Genomic DNA, 14,440 nt, shown 5'->3' on the forward strand with positions numbered 1-14,440 from the left:
GAAAGGATGAATAGAACTATGAAAAAATCGTTAGTCGCTGTCAGCGTCATTGTGGTTCTTGGCGCGGCATGGACCGGAGCCTCCTGGTACACCGGTAAGCTGATCGAGCAACGGATGGGTGAAATGGTGGATAACGCCAACAGCCAGTTGAAAGCTTATCTGCCGAATGCTGGGGTTAAACTGAGCTATGAAAATTATCAGCGCGGGATTTTCACCAGCCATGTGCGCTACGTACTGCGTTCCGATGGCACGATTAAGACCGACAGTGGGCTCTTGAAAGCGGGTGAAGAGTTGGCACTGCTTGAAACCGTTGACCATGGCCCGTTCCCGATTGCCCAGTTGAAAAGATTCAACCTGATCCCAAGCCTGGCGTCGATCCATACCGAACTGGAAAACACACCGCCAGTCAAACCGCTGTTTGAGATCACCAAAGGCAAATCCCTGTTTACCGCTGATTCGCGCATTGCCTACAGCGGTGATACCTCTTCGGCGATCGACGTGATCCCGGTAGAGTTTCAAAAAGACACATCTACGCTGAAATTCAGCGGTGCCACCATCAATGCTGACGTGGGTCGTGACCTGAAAACCATCGTACTGGATGGTAACAGTGACAGCACCGTGATCAGCGGCCCAGGCCAATCGGGCCTGATTGAGCAGGTCACGCTGCAAGGCCTGACGCTGAACAGCAATACCCACAAAGGCCAGTTCGATCTGAGCCTGGGTGACCAGAAACTGGGGCTGAAACAGCTGAAAGTCGCCGTTGACGGTAAAGATGTCGTAGCGATGGAAGGCCTAAACCTGGCCAGCCAATTCGATGAGAAAGACACCAAGCTGAACGGCCAGTTCGATTACACGCTGGATGCCGTCAAAATTCAGGGTAACGATTTCGGCTCCGGCAAGCTGTTGCTGAAGATCGATAATCTGGATGGTAAATGGCTGAAAGAGTTCGCCACTCGCTACAATCAAGAAGCCATGGCCCTGTTACAACAGTCCGAAGCGCTGGATCCCCAAGCCTATCAGCAACAAACCACCGAAATGCTGATCAAGAATCTGCCGCTGTTGCTGAAAGGCAACCCAACCATCAGCATCGCGCCGCTGAGCTGGAAAAACAGCAAAGGTGAAAGTACCTTTACGCTGAATCTGGATCTGACCGATCCCACTCAGGCCGGTTCCACCGCCGTGTCCCCCGATCAGTTGCTGGCACAATCCGTGAAAAAACTGGACGCTGCGCTGACTATCCCGGTGGCGATGGCAACAGAAACGGTTACGCAAGCGATCACACTACAGGGCCATGCTGTCGAAGAAGCACAAAAGGCAGCACAACAACAGATACAGAGCCTGGCGGCCATGGGCCAGATGTTCAAGCTCACCACGCTGAAAGATGATGTGATCGGCAGTACCTTCCGCTACGCCGATAATCAGGTTGAACTGAACGGTAACAAAATGTCGCTACAGGATTTCGTTGGCCTGTTCGGCATGATGGGCAGCCCGGCTGAAGAAGAGAGCGCGCCAGCGCAGGATGCCGCGCCGGATCAACCGACTCAGGAGAAATAATACTCATGCCAGGGGCCAACCGTATTGGCCCCTGGCGTATCAATTAAGCACCTCTCCCATAAACCGCATCACGAATCTGTACCGGATATAAACCGCACATCCCTTCAAATGCAGTATTGGTCAACGCTACCACGCTCAGTTGAGCGACCGGATCATAAAACCAGCTATGCCCATACACGCCGCCCCACTGCATAGTGCCGTTATGCTGTGGCGTCGCCGCCAGCGCAGCATCCACCAATATTGCCCCACCGAAACCGAACCCCCAGCCCGGCCCTTGAGTCTCTGCGTCGGCCCCGACGTGCGGCATACGCATTAGCTTGGCCGTTTCTGGCTGCAAGACCCCCTCGCGACCATGACGCAACACCTCTACCAGCCGTAATACATCATCAGCATCCCCAACCATGCCAGCGCCTGCGGAAGGATAAACATAGCGGTCAAAAGCACGGGAAGGTGCCAGTTCCAGATCAACAATGCCCTGTTCGGATAAGCTGAGCAGAATACCGTTATGCATCGGTAGCGGGTGCGGTTCTGCGTTGTAATAGGCAATAGCCAGGTTACTGGGATCCTCCGCATAGAAACCGGTATTGCGCAGCTCCAAAGGTTCACTGACCGATTGCGCGAACAGCGCTGGCAGCGGCATTCCTGCCACTTTCTCCAGCACCGCCCCCAACACATCGATGGCCAGTGAGTAATTGAATGTGCTCCCCGGTGCCGCCTGTAGCGGAGCATCGGCCAACCGACGCAGGTTTTGCTCCAACGTCAATGCAGACATTTCCATACCGTCCTGAATGCCCAAACGGTGATAAGGCCCGTCCGCAGGCTGCTTAAAGCGATAATCCAAGCCAGCAGTGTGGGTCAATAAATGGCGGATGCGGATCTCCGGCTGCCGCCCATCGGGCAACGCGGGGGTGAACCAAGGCAGCCAGCGGCTTACCGCATCATCAAGATTGAGCCGTTGCTGCTCCACCATGCGCATCGCTACCAGCGTGATATAAGGCTTGGAAACCGAAGACAGCCGAAACTGGCTGCTACGCCGCATCGGGCGCTGCTGTTCCCGATCGGCATAACCACTGGCTCCGGCGTAAATCACCGCTCCTCGGTGCGCCACCAGCACCACACTGCCCACGATGCGGCCTTCGGCGATCGCCTGTTGGTTCACTGCTTCTATCCGTTGTGCTAACGCCTGATCCATTCCCGTTCTCCTTTTAAGGTAATGAAATCAGTCTAAGGTTTTCATTGTTAAATAAAACAAGCTAAAATTTAATGAATTATTAAGCAGGAATTACTGATAGATGAGTTCGTTACTGCAATTGCTCCCATTTTTTGAAGCTGTCGCCAGATTGGGGAGTTTTACCCAGGCGGCCAATCATCTAGGTGTTACTCCTCCTGCCGTTTCACAGAATATTCAGGCATTGGAGGCTCGCTTGGGGATACGCCTGTTCAACCGTACCAGTCGTTCTGTCAAACTGAGTGATGAAGGCCGGGCGTTTTATGAAAAAGTGGTGCCTGCCATGAGCCAGATTGACATAGCAGCAGAAGACGCACGCTCCCTGCATGGCAAGCCTGCGGGCCTATTGCGCATCACCCTGCCACAGTTGGCCGCATCCATGCTGGTGATGCCGCATCTGGCAGAGTTTCAGGCGCGATACCCGGAGGTGCAGTTAGAATTGTTTACTGACGATCGTTTTTCTGATCTGGTGTTGGACAGTTTTGACGCAGGCATTCGTATGTATCAAATGTTGCAAAAGGATATGGTTGCCGTGCCTATCGATAACGGCCTGCAGCGGATATCTCTTGCTTCCCCCGACTATCTCACGCGCTACGGTGAGCCGCACACACCACAGGATCTATGCCAGCATAACTGCCTGCGTTACCGTTTTCCTGGCAGTGGCAAACTTGAGCCTTGGTATTTCCGCTATACGGGGGAACATCTGGCGCTGGAAGTAAACGGTCAGTTGATTTTTAACGAGGATCGGCTCATTAAAGATGCCGCAGTAGCAGGATTAGGCATTACCCAACGCTTCCGTAACGCTGTGCAGCCCGAACTGGAAACTGGGCGACTGGTGGAGATCCTGCAAGACTATATCAGTGATCTCCCCGGCTTCTTTATTTACTTTCCCACTGGGCGACATATGCCGCTCAAGCTACGGGTATTTATTGACTTCATGCGCGAAAAACGCGCACAGCAAATCACGCCAATCCGCGTTTGATCAGCGTGGGTGGCAGGATCACGCTTTGTGGTGGTAATCGCTTAGCTCTGATCTAACGCATCCAGTCGTTTGTAATAAACCAGAGAAAATACGGTAACAATAACAACCCAACTGCTGGCCAGGACAAGAAGGATCCATGCACTGGCACCGATAAATACCGCGATAAGGCCAAGCAAACCGCTGGCCACCATCACCCGTGCAGAAAGACGGTGGGTGGCGTACCAGACTCGCTCGCTGGCCAAAGTCCACGGAGTTCTAATCCCTATATAGAAATTACGTTTAACTTTACCCATTGGGTTACCCAGCAGGATTAACAGCAGGAATACGCCGACATAGATCGTGCGTTGTATTTCCAACGTGTCCGTCAATATTGCATGCAGCACTACGGCGTATAAAAGACCAAATATACCGACGAGCACCACGATAAAGTAGGAATACGTCGCCTTGAAGGAGGCGAGTCCAAAGCGTCTGGGCGAGAACCAAGGCAGGCACAGTCCAAGAATTAACATCATACCCATGAGCCCCGGCCCCAGTAGATATAACATAGCGCGCGGACCATATTTGTCGGGCATGCCATTAAAATTCCAGTGCACAGGGATCGATGCAGGCAGGTCAGGGTAGTACATCAGTGTGGCAATTGCGGCTGCTACGATCAGTAGCAGGCAAACAAGGATATGTATTTTTTTCATATGTTTCCTTTATCTTTGGTTCGGCATGTTAGATCCATCGCCCATGCAACCATATCTTGTACTACCGTCGTATTAAGGCCGTACCAGATAGTCTGCCCGTCACGCCTCCGCGTGATTAGATCCGCATTCACCAACACAGAAAAGTGATGGGACATCGTTGACTTGGTCATATTGAAGTGATGGGCTAATTCACCGGCCGTTAACTCCTGGTGACGCAGCAGGTGTAAGATCTCCCGGCGCGTAGGATCCGCAATGGCCTTAAAGACGTCGTTCATAAATTTTATAGCCCATCTTATTTCGATATGTATCTAATTATATGCCTATCGAAATGTAAAGAAAATAGACAATGCGGTAAAATAATAGGCATAGGGATATGTCGGCTCAGCACAGCCAGAAGACTGTCAATGGAATCAGTTTAAGGTTTTACCGCAGCAGATCATGCCGATCCGCGTTTGATCAGCGTGGGTTGCAGGATCACGCTCTGTGACGGTAATCCGTCATCACCAATACGTTGCAGCAAGCGTGCAGCGGCGCTGCGCCCGACCTCACGGGCGGAACTGGAGATAAAAGTGAGCGGCGGTTCGGTCAGCTCGGCTTCCGGCACATCGCCAAAACCGATCAGCGCCACCTGTTGACCATAGAAACTGTCCATCCCTTCCGAACCAATGCTGCGGCCGCTGCGCACAATGCCGAAGTAGGCCCCCAGAGCCACCGACGCTTTATGGCACACCAGCGCGCTGATATTGGGGTATTGGCGCAGCAGATTCTCTGCTGCTTCCGCCGCCGAACGCTGATGGCAATCGCACTCGACGATCCACTCAGAACGGAACGGCAGGCCGTATTGCACCAGCGTGGCACAGAAACCGCCCAAGCGTTCGGCGCGCATCAAGGAATCGCTTTGCCCGCCAAGATAGGCGATCTGGCTGTGGCCGCGTTTGATCAAGAATTCGGTGGCCATCTTCGCCGCCTGCATATTGTCCGGCCGCACCACGTCAACGCCTTCCAGACCGTTAGAGCGCGCCGCACAGACCAACGGCACGCCCTGCTCTTCGGCCTTCTCTTTCAGGCCGCTGGCTGAACGCACGCCGCCTGCCAACACCATCCCGTCAACGCCTTGTGCCAGTAGGGTATCGAAACAGCGCATCAGCCCTTTACCTTCGCGCCCGCTTTGCGTCAGGAACAGCACTTTGCCGTTGGCCTCCAGCACTTCACTCAGCCCGGCGGTCATTTCGGCATAAAACGGCTCACAGATATCACGCAGGATCAAGCCAATCACCCCCGATTCCCCACCGCGCAACGTGGCCGCCTGGCGGTTACGGACATAGCCGAGCTGCTCGATCGCCTGATTCACACGGATCATGGTCGCAGATGAAATACGCCCCTTGCCGCTCAGCACCAAGGAGACGGTGGTCACGGATACACCGGCCAATTGTGCAACGTCGGTGATGGTGATCTTTTTGATAGTCATAGCCTCTGCAAAACAGTTATTTGGCAACCAAGGGTATACCGAATGGTTTTCTTCGGTAAAACGTTTTACTGGTCTTGCCATTGTCACCGCAAAGCATGGTGCATAATTGTGATTAGCGGCGCATTTTTGCTAGGTAAAACGTTTTATCTTATTTTTACCTAAACTGGGTACACACAACATTGCATGCTTTTTCGCCAGGAGTCGTCGGTTATGCCAGCGTCCAAAAAACAAAAAATTACGCTTTGGGAGTTTTTCCAAAGCCTGGGCAAGACATTTATGCTGCCCGTCGCGCTACTTTCCTTCTGCGGCATCATGCTGGGGATCGGCAGTTCATTAAGCAGCCGTGACGTCATCACCCTGCTGCCGTTTATCGGCCATCCCATCTTCCAGTTGATCTTCACCTGGATGAGCAAGATCGGTTCGTTTGCCTTCAGCTTCCTGCCGGTGATGTTCGCCATTGCCATCCCGCTGGGCATGGCGCGCGAGAACAAAGGCGTGGCCGCGTTCTCTGGTTTTGTCGGCTTTGCGGTACTGAATCTGGCTACCAACTTCTACCTGACGACCGTTGGCATCCTGCCTTCCAGCGATCCGCTGGTGCTGAAAGCCAATAACATCCAGAACATCCTGGGGATCCAGTCGATCGACACCGGGATCCTCGGCGCAGTGATCGTTGGTATCATCGTTTATCTGCTGCACGAGCGTTACAACACCATCCGCCTGCCGGATGCGCTGGCGTTCTTCGGCGGTACCCGCTTTGTGCCGATCGTCACTACCGTGGTGCTGGGCCTGTGCGGCCTGGTGATCCCGCTGATCTGGCCGTGGTTTGCCGCCGGTATCAACGGCTTGGGCCGGATGATCAACGGGGCTGGTGTGTTCGGGCCGATGATTTTTGGCTCTGGCGAACGCCTGCTGCTGCCGTTCGGTTTGCACCACATTCTGGTGGCACTGATCCGCTTTACCGAAGCGGGCGGTACGCTGGATGTCTGTGGCCGCGAAGTCAGCGGTGCGCTGACCATCTTCCAGGCACAGCTCTCTTGCCCAACCACCCAAGGCTTTGCTGAAAGCGCTACCCGCTTCCTGTCGCAGGGTAAAATGCCCGCCTTCCTCGGTGGCCTGCCGGGTGCTGCGTTGGCGATGTACCACTGTGCCAAACCAGAAAACCGCCATAAAATTAAAGGGCTGCTGATTTCCGGCGTAGTGGCCTGTGTGGTAGGCGGCACGACTGAGCCGATCGAATTCCTGTTCCTGTTCGTCGCCCCGTTCCTGTACCTGATCCACGCCGTTCTCACCGGCCTGGGCTTCACCATGATGGCTGTGCTGGGCGTCACCATCGGTAATACCGACGGTAACATCATTGATTTCGTGGTGTTTGGCATCCTGCACGGTACCGCCACCAAGTGGTACTGGGTACCGGTAGTGGCCAGTATCTGGTTTGTCACCTACTACGCCATTTTCCGCTTCTCCATCCAGCGCTTTAATATCAAAACGCCAGGGCGTGAAACTGAAACCACCGCTACCCAAAGCGCACCCGTTGGCGCAGTCGGCAAATCTGGTTATAACGTTCCGGCGATCCTGGCTGCGCTAGGCGGCAAAGAGAATATCGTGTCACTGGATAACTGCATTACCCGCCTGCGTATGTCGGTCAACGATATGAGCAAAGTGGATGATGCCGCGCTGAAAGCCAACCGTGCCATCGGCGTGGTTCATCTCAATGAGCATAATCTGCAGGTGGTGATTGGCCCGCAGGTACAATCGGTGAAAGATGAATTAGACTCACTGATAGCCACAGCTTAATTCCCTCTCCGGGCGCAGCCTGCTGCGCCCCAATCCGGAGCTACACATGTTTGATTTTTCCACCCCGGTCGATCGTCACGGTACCTGGTGTACCCAGTGGGATTACATTGCTGACCGGTTTGGTTCAGCCGATCTGCTGCCTTTCACCATCTCCGATATGGATTTCGCCACCGCCCCCTGCATTCTCGACGCCCTGCAACAGCGCTTACAGCATGGCGTTCTGGGCTACAGCCGTTGGCAGCACGAGGATTTTCTCGGTGCGGTGCGGCACTGGTATCTGCAACGTTTTAACGCGCCTATCGATACCTCGATGGCGGTTTATGGCCCCTCGGTAATTTACATGGTGGCGCAGTTGATTCGCCTCTGGTCGGCACCGGGCGAATTCGTGGTCACCCACACCCCCGCCTACGATGCGTTTTACAAAGTGATCCTGGGTAATCAGCGCCAGTTGTTGCCATGCCCGCTGCATAAAGTGGATAACGACTGGCAGTGCGATATGGCGCATCTGGAAGCCTTGCTGGCACGCCCGCAGACCAAGATCCTGTTGCTGTGCAGCCCGCAGAACCCGACCGGTAAAGTGTGGAGCCAGCAGGAACTGGAACAGATGGCCGAACTGTGCGAACGCCACGACGTGAAGGTGATCAGCGACGAAATCCATATGGATATGACCTGGGGCGCACAGCGCCACACGCCATGGAGCCAGGTGGCAACTTCACCATGGGCGTTGCTGACCTCTGGTTCTAAAACCTTCAACATTCCGGCGCTGACCGGCGCTTATGGCTTTATCAGCGATGATAGCTCGCGAGAAAGTTATACCCAGGCGCTGAAAAGCCGCGACGGGCTCTCTTCACCGGCCGTGCTGGCGGTCGCCGCCCACATTGCCGCCTATCGTCATGGTGAGCCCTGGTTGGATGCGTTGCGCGACTATCTGCAAGATAACCTCACCTACGTTGCCGAGCGGCTCAATCAGGCCTTCCCGCAACTGAACTGGCAACCTCCGCAGGCCACTTATCTGGCGTGGATCGATTTGCGCCCGCTGGGCATTGACGATCGTCAGTTGCAGCAGGTGCTGATCGAGCGCGAAAAAGTCGCCATCATGCCAGGCTTTACCTATGGCGAAGAAGGCCGTGGTTTCCTGCGTTTGAACGTGGGTTGCCCGCGCAGCAAGGTAGAAGCCGGGATGGATAAGCTGATCGCCGGGCTGACGTTTGTGTTGGAAAACCAATAATTGGCGAGACGGCAGGCCCTTGAGCCTGCCTTTTATTACTCATATAAGAGGTACAAACAGCCTATTTTTGTGATTTATATCTCTTTTTTATGCAACATGATGGCAATTTTCATTGTTTTGTTTTTATACTGATACGCACTTTATCGATAACAACATAACGAGTGCCCGCCATGATTGATCCCAACCTGCCGCTTACCGACATTCACCGCCACCTTGATGGCAACATCAGAGCGCAAACCATCCTCGATCTTGGCCGCCAGTTTAATCTCGCTCTCCCCGCTAATGAGTTGGCAGCGCTGCGTCCGCATGTGCAAATCACCCATGCCGAACCAGATCTGATGAGCTTCCTGCAAAAACTGGATTGGGGCGTGGCGGTGCTGGGCGATCTGGATGCCTGCCGCCGTGTGGCGTATGAAAACGTCGAGGATGCGGCCAATGCTGGGCTGCACTATGCAGAGTTGCGTTTCTCCCCCTATTACATGGCGCGGAAACACCGCCTGCCGGTGGCTGGCGTGGTGGAGGCAGTGATCGAGGGTATCCGCTCCGGCTGTCGCGATCATGATATTGATGTACGCCTGATTGGCATCCTGAGCCGCACTTTTGGCACAGACGCCTGCCTGCAAGAGCTAGAAAGCCTATTGGCTCAGCGTGACGCGGTCACGGCATTAGATCTGGCTGGCGATGAATTGAGTTTTCCGGGTAACCTATTCCTCAGCCACTTCAAGCGCGCTCGTGACGCAGGCCTGCGCATTACCGTCCATGCGGGCGAAGCCGCCGGGCCGGAAAGCATCTGGCAGGCGATCCGTGAATTAGGTGCGGAACGTATCGGCCACGGTGTTAAAGCAGTGCAGGATCCGGCCCTGATGGATTTCCTGGCAGAACAGGGTATCGGCATTGAATCCTGCCTGACCTCAAATATCCAGACCAGCACCGTGCCTGCGCTGCCTCAGCACCCCCTGGCAACCTTCCTGCGCCACGGCGTATTGGCCTCCATCAACACCGACGATCCGGCGGTTCAGGGTATCGAGATCGAACATGAATACCGCGTGGCAGCACCACAGGCCGGGCTAACGCCGCAAGAAATCCGCACCGCACAAGAGAACGGCCTGAAAATGGCGTTCCTTAGCGAAGCAGAAAAACAAGCGTTATGTAAAAAAGTTCAGGGATAAAGATCGATCTGGCAAGAGGTGGATCTCCACCTCTTATTGGTTTAATCGCACAACGGCAAGGTACCATTACGCCGCCAGCATTGTTCCAGATAAGCCATCAACGCCCCGATGCGCAGATTACCTCGCCGCTCAGGCAGATAAATGGCATACAGCGGTCTTGGCGATAAATGGTAATCGGGAAGCAGAGTTACCACTTGCCCCTCAGCAATTTCGGTTTTAAACAGCCATGGCTGGGCATAACTGATCCCCAAATTACTCAGCACCGCCGCCCGTAAACCATCTGAACTGTTACAGCTCAATTGCCCATTGACCGGTATGGTAAATACCTCACCGTGCAATTTCAGTTGCCAGTAACGTTGTAACAGAGTGGCATTCTGATATGTGATGCAATGGTGAGCTGTCAGTTGCTCAGGCGTTTGCGGGATACCGTAACGCGCCAGGTATTCCTTCGAGGCAAACAAGTTGCTGGGGATCTCGCCCAACTTACGTGCCACCGCCCCTTCAGGCAGCGAATGCCCACAACGGAAAGCGACATCGATCCCCGACTGCAACAGATCGGCGATATCATCACTCAATAATATTTCGATTTTTAATCCCGGATACATCTCTAAAAAGGCAGCCAGATAAGGGATAACTTCCATGCGGCCAAAAGCCGACGGCACGCCAACACGCAATACCCCAGACAACTGCCCCTCAGCAGCGCCGATGCGTAATTCTACATCATCCAGCGCCTGTAGAATGGCCCGGCATTCCTGATAATACAGCAAGCCTTGGGTAGTGGGTGCAACATGGCGTGTACTGCGTGCCAGCAGTGTCGTACCAAGCCGTTTTTCCAACCCACGTATTTGTTTGCTGATGGTTGGCTGCGAAGCCCCCATCTCACGCGCTACGGCGGTAAAACTCCCGCTTTCAATCACTCGCACCAATACTCGCATTGCTGAAAGTTGATCCATTTCGCCTCATTAATGCCATTTAAGAATAAATATTATGCTTTTCTGCCAGCTTATCATGGCATTAATCCTGGCTAATACTTGGCACCTGAATTATTTACGGGAATAAAAGCATGAATCAGTTCGATGGCAAGGTTGCGGTAATCACCGGTGGGAACAGCGGTATTGGCTTGGCAACGGCACGTCTGTTGCGGCAACAAGGGGCACAGGTTGCGATCGCCGGGCGTAATAAAAGCACGCTGGATCAGGCAGCGAGTGAGTTAGGCGTTATGGCAATACAGACAGACGTCAGCCAGCCGCAGGAACTGAAAGCCTTCTTTGATACCGTGGCGGAACGTCTTGGTAAGTTCGACTTACTTTTCGCTAATGCGGGTGTATTTCAAAGCAAACTTCTGCCGGAAGTCAACGAAGATCTCTTTGACTGGCACTTCAATATCAACGTTAAGGGCACCTATTTTTCCGTCCAGCATTGCCTGCCCCATTTACGTGAGGGCGCTTCGGTAGTGCTCACCAGCTCGATGATGCACGATGCGGGTTGGCCAGGATGCAGCGTCTATTCGGCCACCAAAGCGGCGGTTCGTTCGCTGGCCCGCAGTTTTGCTGCAGAACTGGCACCACGCCATATTCGCGTTAACACAATTTCCCCTGGCGTAACACAAACCCCAATTCTTGATTGGCCAGGCATGTCCGAACAGGAACGGGCTACGGTTCAGGATGGCATTCGCACCCAAATCCCCATGGGGCGCTTTGCCGCGCCGGAAGAAATCGCCCAAGCGGTACTCTACTTGGCAGGCTCAGCAACCTACATGACCGGCGGCGATCTGTTGTTGGACGGTGGCCTGACCACCTTATAACTTCCAAACTTGGCCGTTCCTTATCGGTACGGCCAAGGCAGCACCACGCGGTGGCTTTCTTCAATCAACGCGATAATCTCGGCCCGTGGGCCTTCAAGCCAGGCGTTGCTGTGATAAAAATGGTGCAACACCTGCTCCATTTCATCGACTCCGTCAAACAGCCGCATCAGATAATAGGCGTCTGGCGCATGCAGTGAAATGCCGTACTCCAGCACCACCAGGCCAGATTGCTTATGCAATGGCACGCTATGATCTTTCATGATGGTATGAAAGCGTTCGCCTGAGCCTGCTTTCAGCCGGTATTGCAAAATTTCAACTACCTGAGTCATGACTTGTTCCATCAGTTTATTTAGCCGTTACAGCAGCCTGTTCTTTCGCGATTTTACGCGCATAGCGCTGCGCCAGCACCGCACACACCATCAATTGCACCTGATGGAAGATCATCAGCGGCAACACCATCGCCCCAACGGCGGCAACCGGGAACAGCACGTTGGCCATCGGTATGCCGTTAGCCAGGCTCTTTTTTGAACCGCAAAATACAATGGTGATCTCATCGGCGGTATTGAAACCCAGCCCGCGCGCGGTGTAAGTATTGATAACCAACACCACCGCCAGCAGCACCAGCGACATCACCAGGATCGTCAACAGCGACCAGCCATCGATGGTGTGCCAGATGCCTTCGACCACTGCCGCGCTGAACGCGGTATACACCACCAGCAATATTGATGAACGGTCGGTAATATTAATCAGCTTGCGGTGGCGATCGACCCATTTACCAATCAATGGCCGGGCCAAGTGACCAACAATAAACGGCACCATCAGTTGCAGAACGATCGCCCCAATAGCATGCAGCACATCGGTATCGCCGCCCTGAGTATGCATCAGCGCCCCCACCAGCAACGGCGAAAGAAACACGCCGAGAATGCTGGAGGCCGAAGCGCTACAAATCGCCGCCGCCACATTGCCGCCAGCGGCAGAGGTGAAGGCGATCGCCGATTGCACCGTCGCCGGTAACGCACACAAATAGAGGAAACCCAGATAGACGGTTGGCGTCATCACGCCCGGCACCAGCAGGTTCATTGCCAAACCCAGCAACGGGAACAGGGCAAAGGTGCTGAGGAACACCAGCAGATGCAGTTTCCAGTGGCTCATACCGGCAATAATCGCCTCGCGTGAAAGCTTGGCACCGTGCATAAAGAACAACAACGCGATCGCGGCGGTGGTCAGGCGGGCAAAAAAGGTTTTCCATATCCCTTCACAGGGAAAAATCGAAGCGACAAGCACCACCAGCACCAATACCAGTAAAAACTTGTCGATACGTAAACGTTGCAACCAGGACATGTAAGCAAAATTCCTTGCAGATAGGGCTGAGCACATTGTTTGTTGAGGGCGCAGTCTGCTGCGCCCATCGTCTGGTGTTAAACGACCGGCAGCGCTTTTTGCTGTTTGGCGGATTCGAGGCCCAGCTCGATCATTTCCATCACGCTAATCGCCTCGCTGGCCGGTACTGGGTTGGTACCTTCGCCGTTGATCGCATCACGGATTGCGGCGTAATAGGCCGGATAGTTGCCCGGAATGGTCAATAAAGGTTTTTCAATCAGCGCTCCATCACGTGACAACGTCACCACGCCGTCGCGCATATCGTAACCCCAATCCTCCTGCGGCAAACGTTCCCCGGCCTTCAGGCGGTCTTCCTGCGGATCCAGACCAAACTTGACGAAACTGCCTTGCGTACCGTGCACGATATAACGCGCAGTGGCGGCAGGTGCCAGTACCGTGCTGTGCAGCACCACGCGGCGCTTGCCGTAATTCAGCACCGCATGGAAGTAATCTACTGACTGTGAACCTGGGCGCAACTCGCCGAGATCGACAAACAGCGTTTCCGGCTTGCCGAACAGTTGCAACGTCTGGTCGATCAGATGTGGCCCCAAGTCGTACCAGATACCGCTGCCCGCTCCAGCTTGTTCACGCCAGCGCTGGCGTATTTCTGGGCGGAAGCGATCGAAGTGGGATTCGAAGTACACCACCTCCCCGAGCGAGCCTTCTTTTAATAACGCTTTTAGCGTCAGAAAGTCGCTGTCCCAGCGGCGATTATGGAAGACTGACAGCAGCAGGCCGCTCTGTTCCGCCTGCTGTTGCAGTTGCTGCGCTTGTGACAACGTCACGGTAAAGGGTTTGTCGACCACCACATGTTTGCCTGCGGCCATTGCCTGCTGTGCCAAGGGGAAGTGCGTATCGTTCGGGGTTGGGATCACAATCAGATCAATGGACGGATCGTTAAACAGTGCCTGCGGGTCGTTCACCACCTGCATCAACGGCCAGTCGGCATGCACTTTAGCGGCATCGCTGCTGGAAACGGCAGCCAGTTCCATACCCAGCGTCCCCACGATCAGCGGTGCGTGGAATGTTTTACTGGCGTAGCCGTAACCGACCAGCCCAACGCGGATTTTTTCAGCCATGGTGTTCCTCTTTTACGTACACATCGATAAGGTCGATTTGACACCATGGCGCAGGCGGTCACAAG

14 protein-coding genes are annotated in these 14,440 nt (G+C 54.3%); 6 read left to right on the top strand and 8 right to left on the bottom strand.

The annotated features are described in order from the left end of the window. Nucleotides 1–18 precede the first annotated feature (18 nt). Nucleotides 19–1,554 carry a YdgA family protein gene (locus tag ACX1CU_RS11980; protein ID WP_459398543.1) on the top strand — a complete coding sequence of 512 codons (1,536 nt, stop codon included), beginning with the start codon at nt 19–21 and terminating at the stop codon, nt 1,552–1,554. Nucleotides 1,555–1,597: 43 nt separating this feature from the next. On the opposite strand, the gene ACX1CU_RS11985 is transcribed toward ACX1CU_RS11980, so the two are convergent. Continuing rightward, nucleotides 1,598–2,746: a serine hydrolase domain-containing protein gene (locus tag ACX1CU_RS11985; protein ID WP_459398544.1), complete on the bottom strand. Its 1,149-nt coding sequence runs from the start codon at nt 2,744–2,746 to the stop codon at nt 1,598–1,600. 100 nt (nt 2,747–2,846) lie between these two features. Here ACX1CU_RS11985 and ACX1CU_RS11990 point away from each other — a divergent pair, with 100 nt between their 5' ends. Continuing rightward, nucleotides 2,847–3,764, top strand: coding sequence for a LysR family transcriptional regulator (locus tag ACX1CU_RS11990; protein ID WP_459398545.1), 918 nt, complete (start codon nt 2,847–2,849; stop codon nt 3,762–3,764). Nucleotides 3,765–3,805: 41 nt separating this feature from the next. On the opposite strand, the gene ACX1CU_RS11995 is transcribed toward ACX1CU_RS11990, so the two are convergent. The 3 genes from ACX1CU_RS11995 to ACX1CU_RS12005 form a co-directional block, all read right to left on the bottom strand. Further along, complete coding sequence (locus tag ACX1CU_RS11995; RefSeq protein WP_459398546.1) at nt 3,806–4,453, bottom strand: SdpI family protein; 648 nt, start codon at nt 4,451–4,453, stop codon at nt 3,806–3,808. Beyond that, a complete protein-coding gene (locus ACX1CU_RS12000; protein WP_459398547.1) occupies nt 4,450–4,728 on the bottom strand; it encodes an autorepressor SdpR family transcription factor in 279 nt (92 codons plus the stop codon). Before ACX1CU_RS12000 ends, ACX1CU_RS11995 begins: the two co-directional genes overlap by 4 nt. Before the next feature lie 161 nt (nt 4,729–4,889). Then, nucleotides 4,890–5,921 (bottom strand): Mal regulon transcriptional regulator MalI, encoded by a 1,032-nt coding sequence (locus tag ACX1CU_RS12005; RefSeq protein WP_459398548.1) that lies wholly within the window; start codon nt 5,919–5,921, stop codon nt 4,890–4,892. A gap of 210 nt (nt 5,922–6,131) precedes the next feature. Between ACX1CU_RS12005 and malX the strand changes: the two genes are divergently transcribed. From malX to add, 3 genes are all read left to right on the top strand, one after another. Further along, complete coding sequence (gene malX, locus ACX1CU_RS12010; protein WP_459398549.1) at nt 6,132–7,715, top strand: maltose/glucose-specific PTS transporter subunit IIBC; 1,584 nt, start codon at nt 6,132–6,134, stop codon at nt 7,713–7,715. Nucleotides 7,716–7,761: 46 nt separating this feature from the next. Next, nucleotides 7,762–8,943, top strand: a complete 1,182-nt coding sequence (locus ACX1CU_RS12015) for a MalY/PatB family protein (protein ID WP_459398550.1) — start codon at nt 7,762–7,764, stop codon at nt 8,941–8,943. Nucleotides 8,944–9,113: 170 nt separating this feature from the next. Then, on the top strand, nt 9,114–10,112 hold the full coding sequence (add, locus tag ACX1CU_RS12020) for an adenosine deaminase (protein ID WP_459398551.1): 999 nt from the start codon (nt 9,114–9,116) through the stop codon (nt 10,110–10,112). A gap of 41 nt (nt 10,113–10,153) precedes the next feature. On the opposite strand, the gene ACX1CU_RS12025 is transcribed toward add, so the two are convergent. Then, nucleotides 10,154–11,065, bottom strand: coding sequence for a LysR family transcriptional regulator (locus tag ACX1CU_RS12025; RefSeq protein ID WP_459398552.1), 912 nt, complete (start codon nt 11,063–11,065; stop codon nt 10,154–10,156). A gap of 110 nt (nt 11,066–11,175) precedes the next feature. Here ACX1CU_RS12025 and ACX1CU_RS12030 point away from each other — a divergent pair, with 110 nt between their 5' ends. Continuing rightward, nucleotides 11,176–11,916, top strand: a complete 741-nt coding sequence (locus ACX1CU_RS12030) for an SDR family oxidoreductase (RefSeq protein ID WP_459398553.1) — start codon at nt 11,176–11,178, stop codon at nt 11,914–11,916. A 20-nt stretch (nt 11,917–11,936) separates the two neighbouring features. Here ACX1CU_RS12030 and ACX1CU_RS12035 read toward each other — a convergent pair whose 3' ends face one another. From ACX1CU_RS12035 to ACX1CU_RS12045, 3 genes are all read right to left on the bottom strand, one after another. Continuing rightward, nucleotides 11,937–12,245, bottom strand: coding sequence for an NIPSNAP family protein (locus ACX1CU_RS12035; RefSeq protein WP_459398554.1), 309 nt, complete (start codon nt 12,243–12,245; stop codon nt 11,937–11,939). A 16-nt stretch (nt 12,246–12,261) separates the two neighbouring features. Then, nucleotides 12,262–13,257 carry a bile acid:sodium symporter family protein gene (locus tag ACX1CU_RS12040; protein ID WP_459398555.1) on the bottom strand — a complete coding sequence of 332 codons (996 nt, stop codon included), beginning with the start codon at nt 13,255–13,257 and terminating at the stop codon, nt 12,262–12,264. Between the two features lie 77 nt (nt 13,258–13,334). After that, on the bottom strand, nt 13,335–14,375 hold the full coding sequence (locus ACX1CU_RS12045) for an oxidoreductase (protein WP_459398556.1): 1,041 nt from the start codon (nt 14,373–14,375) through the stop codon (nt 13,335–13,337). Between the last annotated feature and the right edge of the window lie 65 nt (nt 14,376–14,440).

The sequence above is a fragment of the Serratia sp. D1N4 genome, from assembly GCF_054552755.1.

Coding starts and splice junctions, on each gene's coding strand:
- malX (WP_459398549.1), top strand. CDS start 6,132: ATGCCAGCGTCCAAAAAACAAAAAATTACGCTTTGGGAGTTTTTCCAA.
- ACX1CU_RS11985 (WP_459398544.1), bottom strand. CDS start 2,746: ATGGATCAGGCGTTAGCACAACGGATAGAAGCAGTGAACCAACAGGCG.
- ACX1CU_RS12015 (WP_459398550.1), top strand. CDS start 7,762: ATGTTTGATTTTTCCACCCCGGTCGATCGTCACGGTACCTGGTGTACC.
- ACX1CU_RS11990 (WP_459398545.1), top strand. CDS start 2,847: ATGAGTTCGTTACTGCAATTGCTCCCATTTTTTGAAGCTGTCGCCAGA.
- ACX1CU_RS12025 (WP_459398552.1), bottom strand. CDS start 11,065: ATGGATCAACTTTCAGCAATGCGAGTATTGGTGCGAGTGATTGAAAGC.
- ACX1CU_RS12030 (WP_459398553.1), top strand. CDS start 11,176: ATGAATCAGTTCGATGGCAAGGTTGCGGTAATCACCGGTGGGAACAGC.
- ACX1CU_RS12000 (WP_459398547.1), bottom strand. CDS start 4,728: ATGAACGACGTCTTTAAGGCCATTGCGGATCCTACGCGCCGGGAGATC.
- ACX1CU_RS12035 (WP_459398554.1), bottom strand. CDS start 12,245: ATGACTCAGGTAGTTGAAATTTTGCAATACCGGCTGAAAGCAGGCTCA.
- ACX1CU_RS11980 (WP_459398543.1), top strand. CDS start 19: ATGAAAAAATCGTTAGTCGCTGTCAGCGTCATTGTGGTTCTTGGCGCG.
- ACX1CU_RS12045 (WP_459398556.1), bottom strand. CDS start 14,375: ATGGCTGAAAAAATCCGCGTTGGGCTGGTCGGTTACGGCTACGCCAGT.
- add (WP_459398551.1), top strand. CDS start 9,114: ATGATTGATCCCAACCTGCCGCTTACCGACATTCACCGCCACCTTGAT.
- ACX1CU_RS12005 (WP_459398548.1), bottom strand. CDS start 5,921: ATGACTATCAAAAAGATCACCATCACCGACGTTGCACAATTGGCCGGT.
- ACX1CU_RS12040 (WP_459398555.1), bottom strand. CDS start 13,257: ATGTCCTGGTTGCAACGTTTACGTATCGACAAGTTTTTACTGGTATTG.
- ACX1CU_RS11995 (WP_459398546.1), bottom strand. CDS start 4,453: ATGAAAAAAATACATATCCTTGTTTGCCTGCTACTGATCGTAGCAGCC.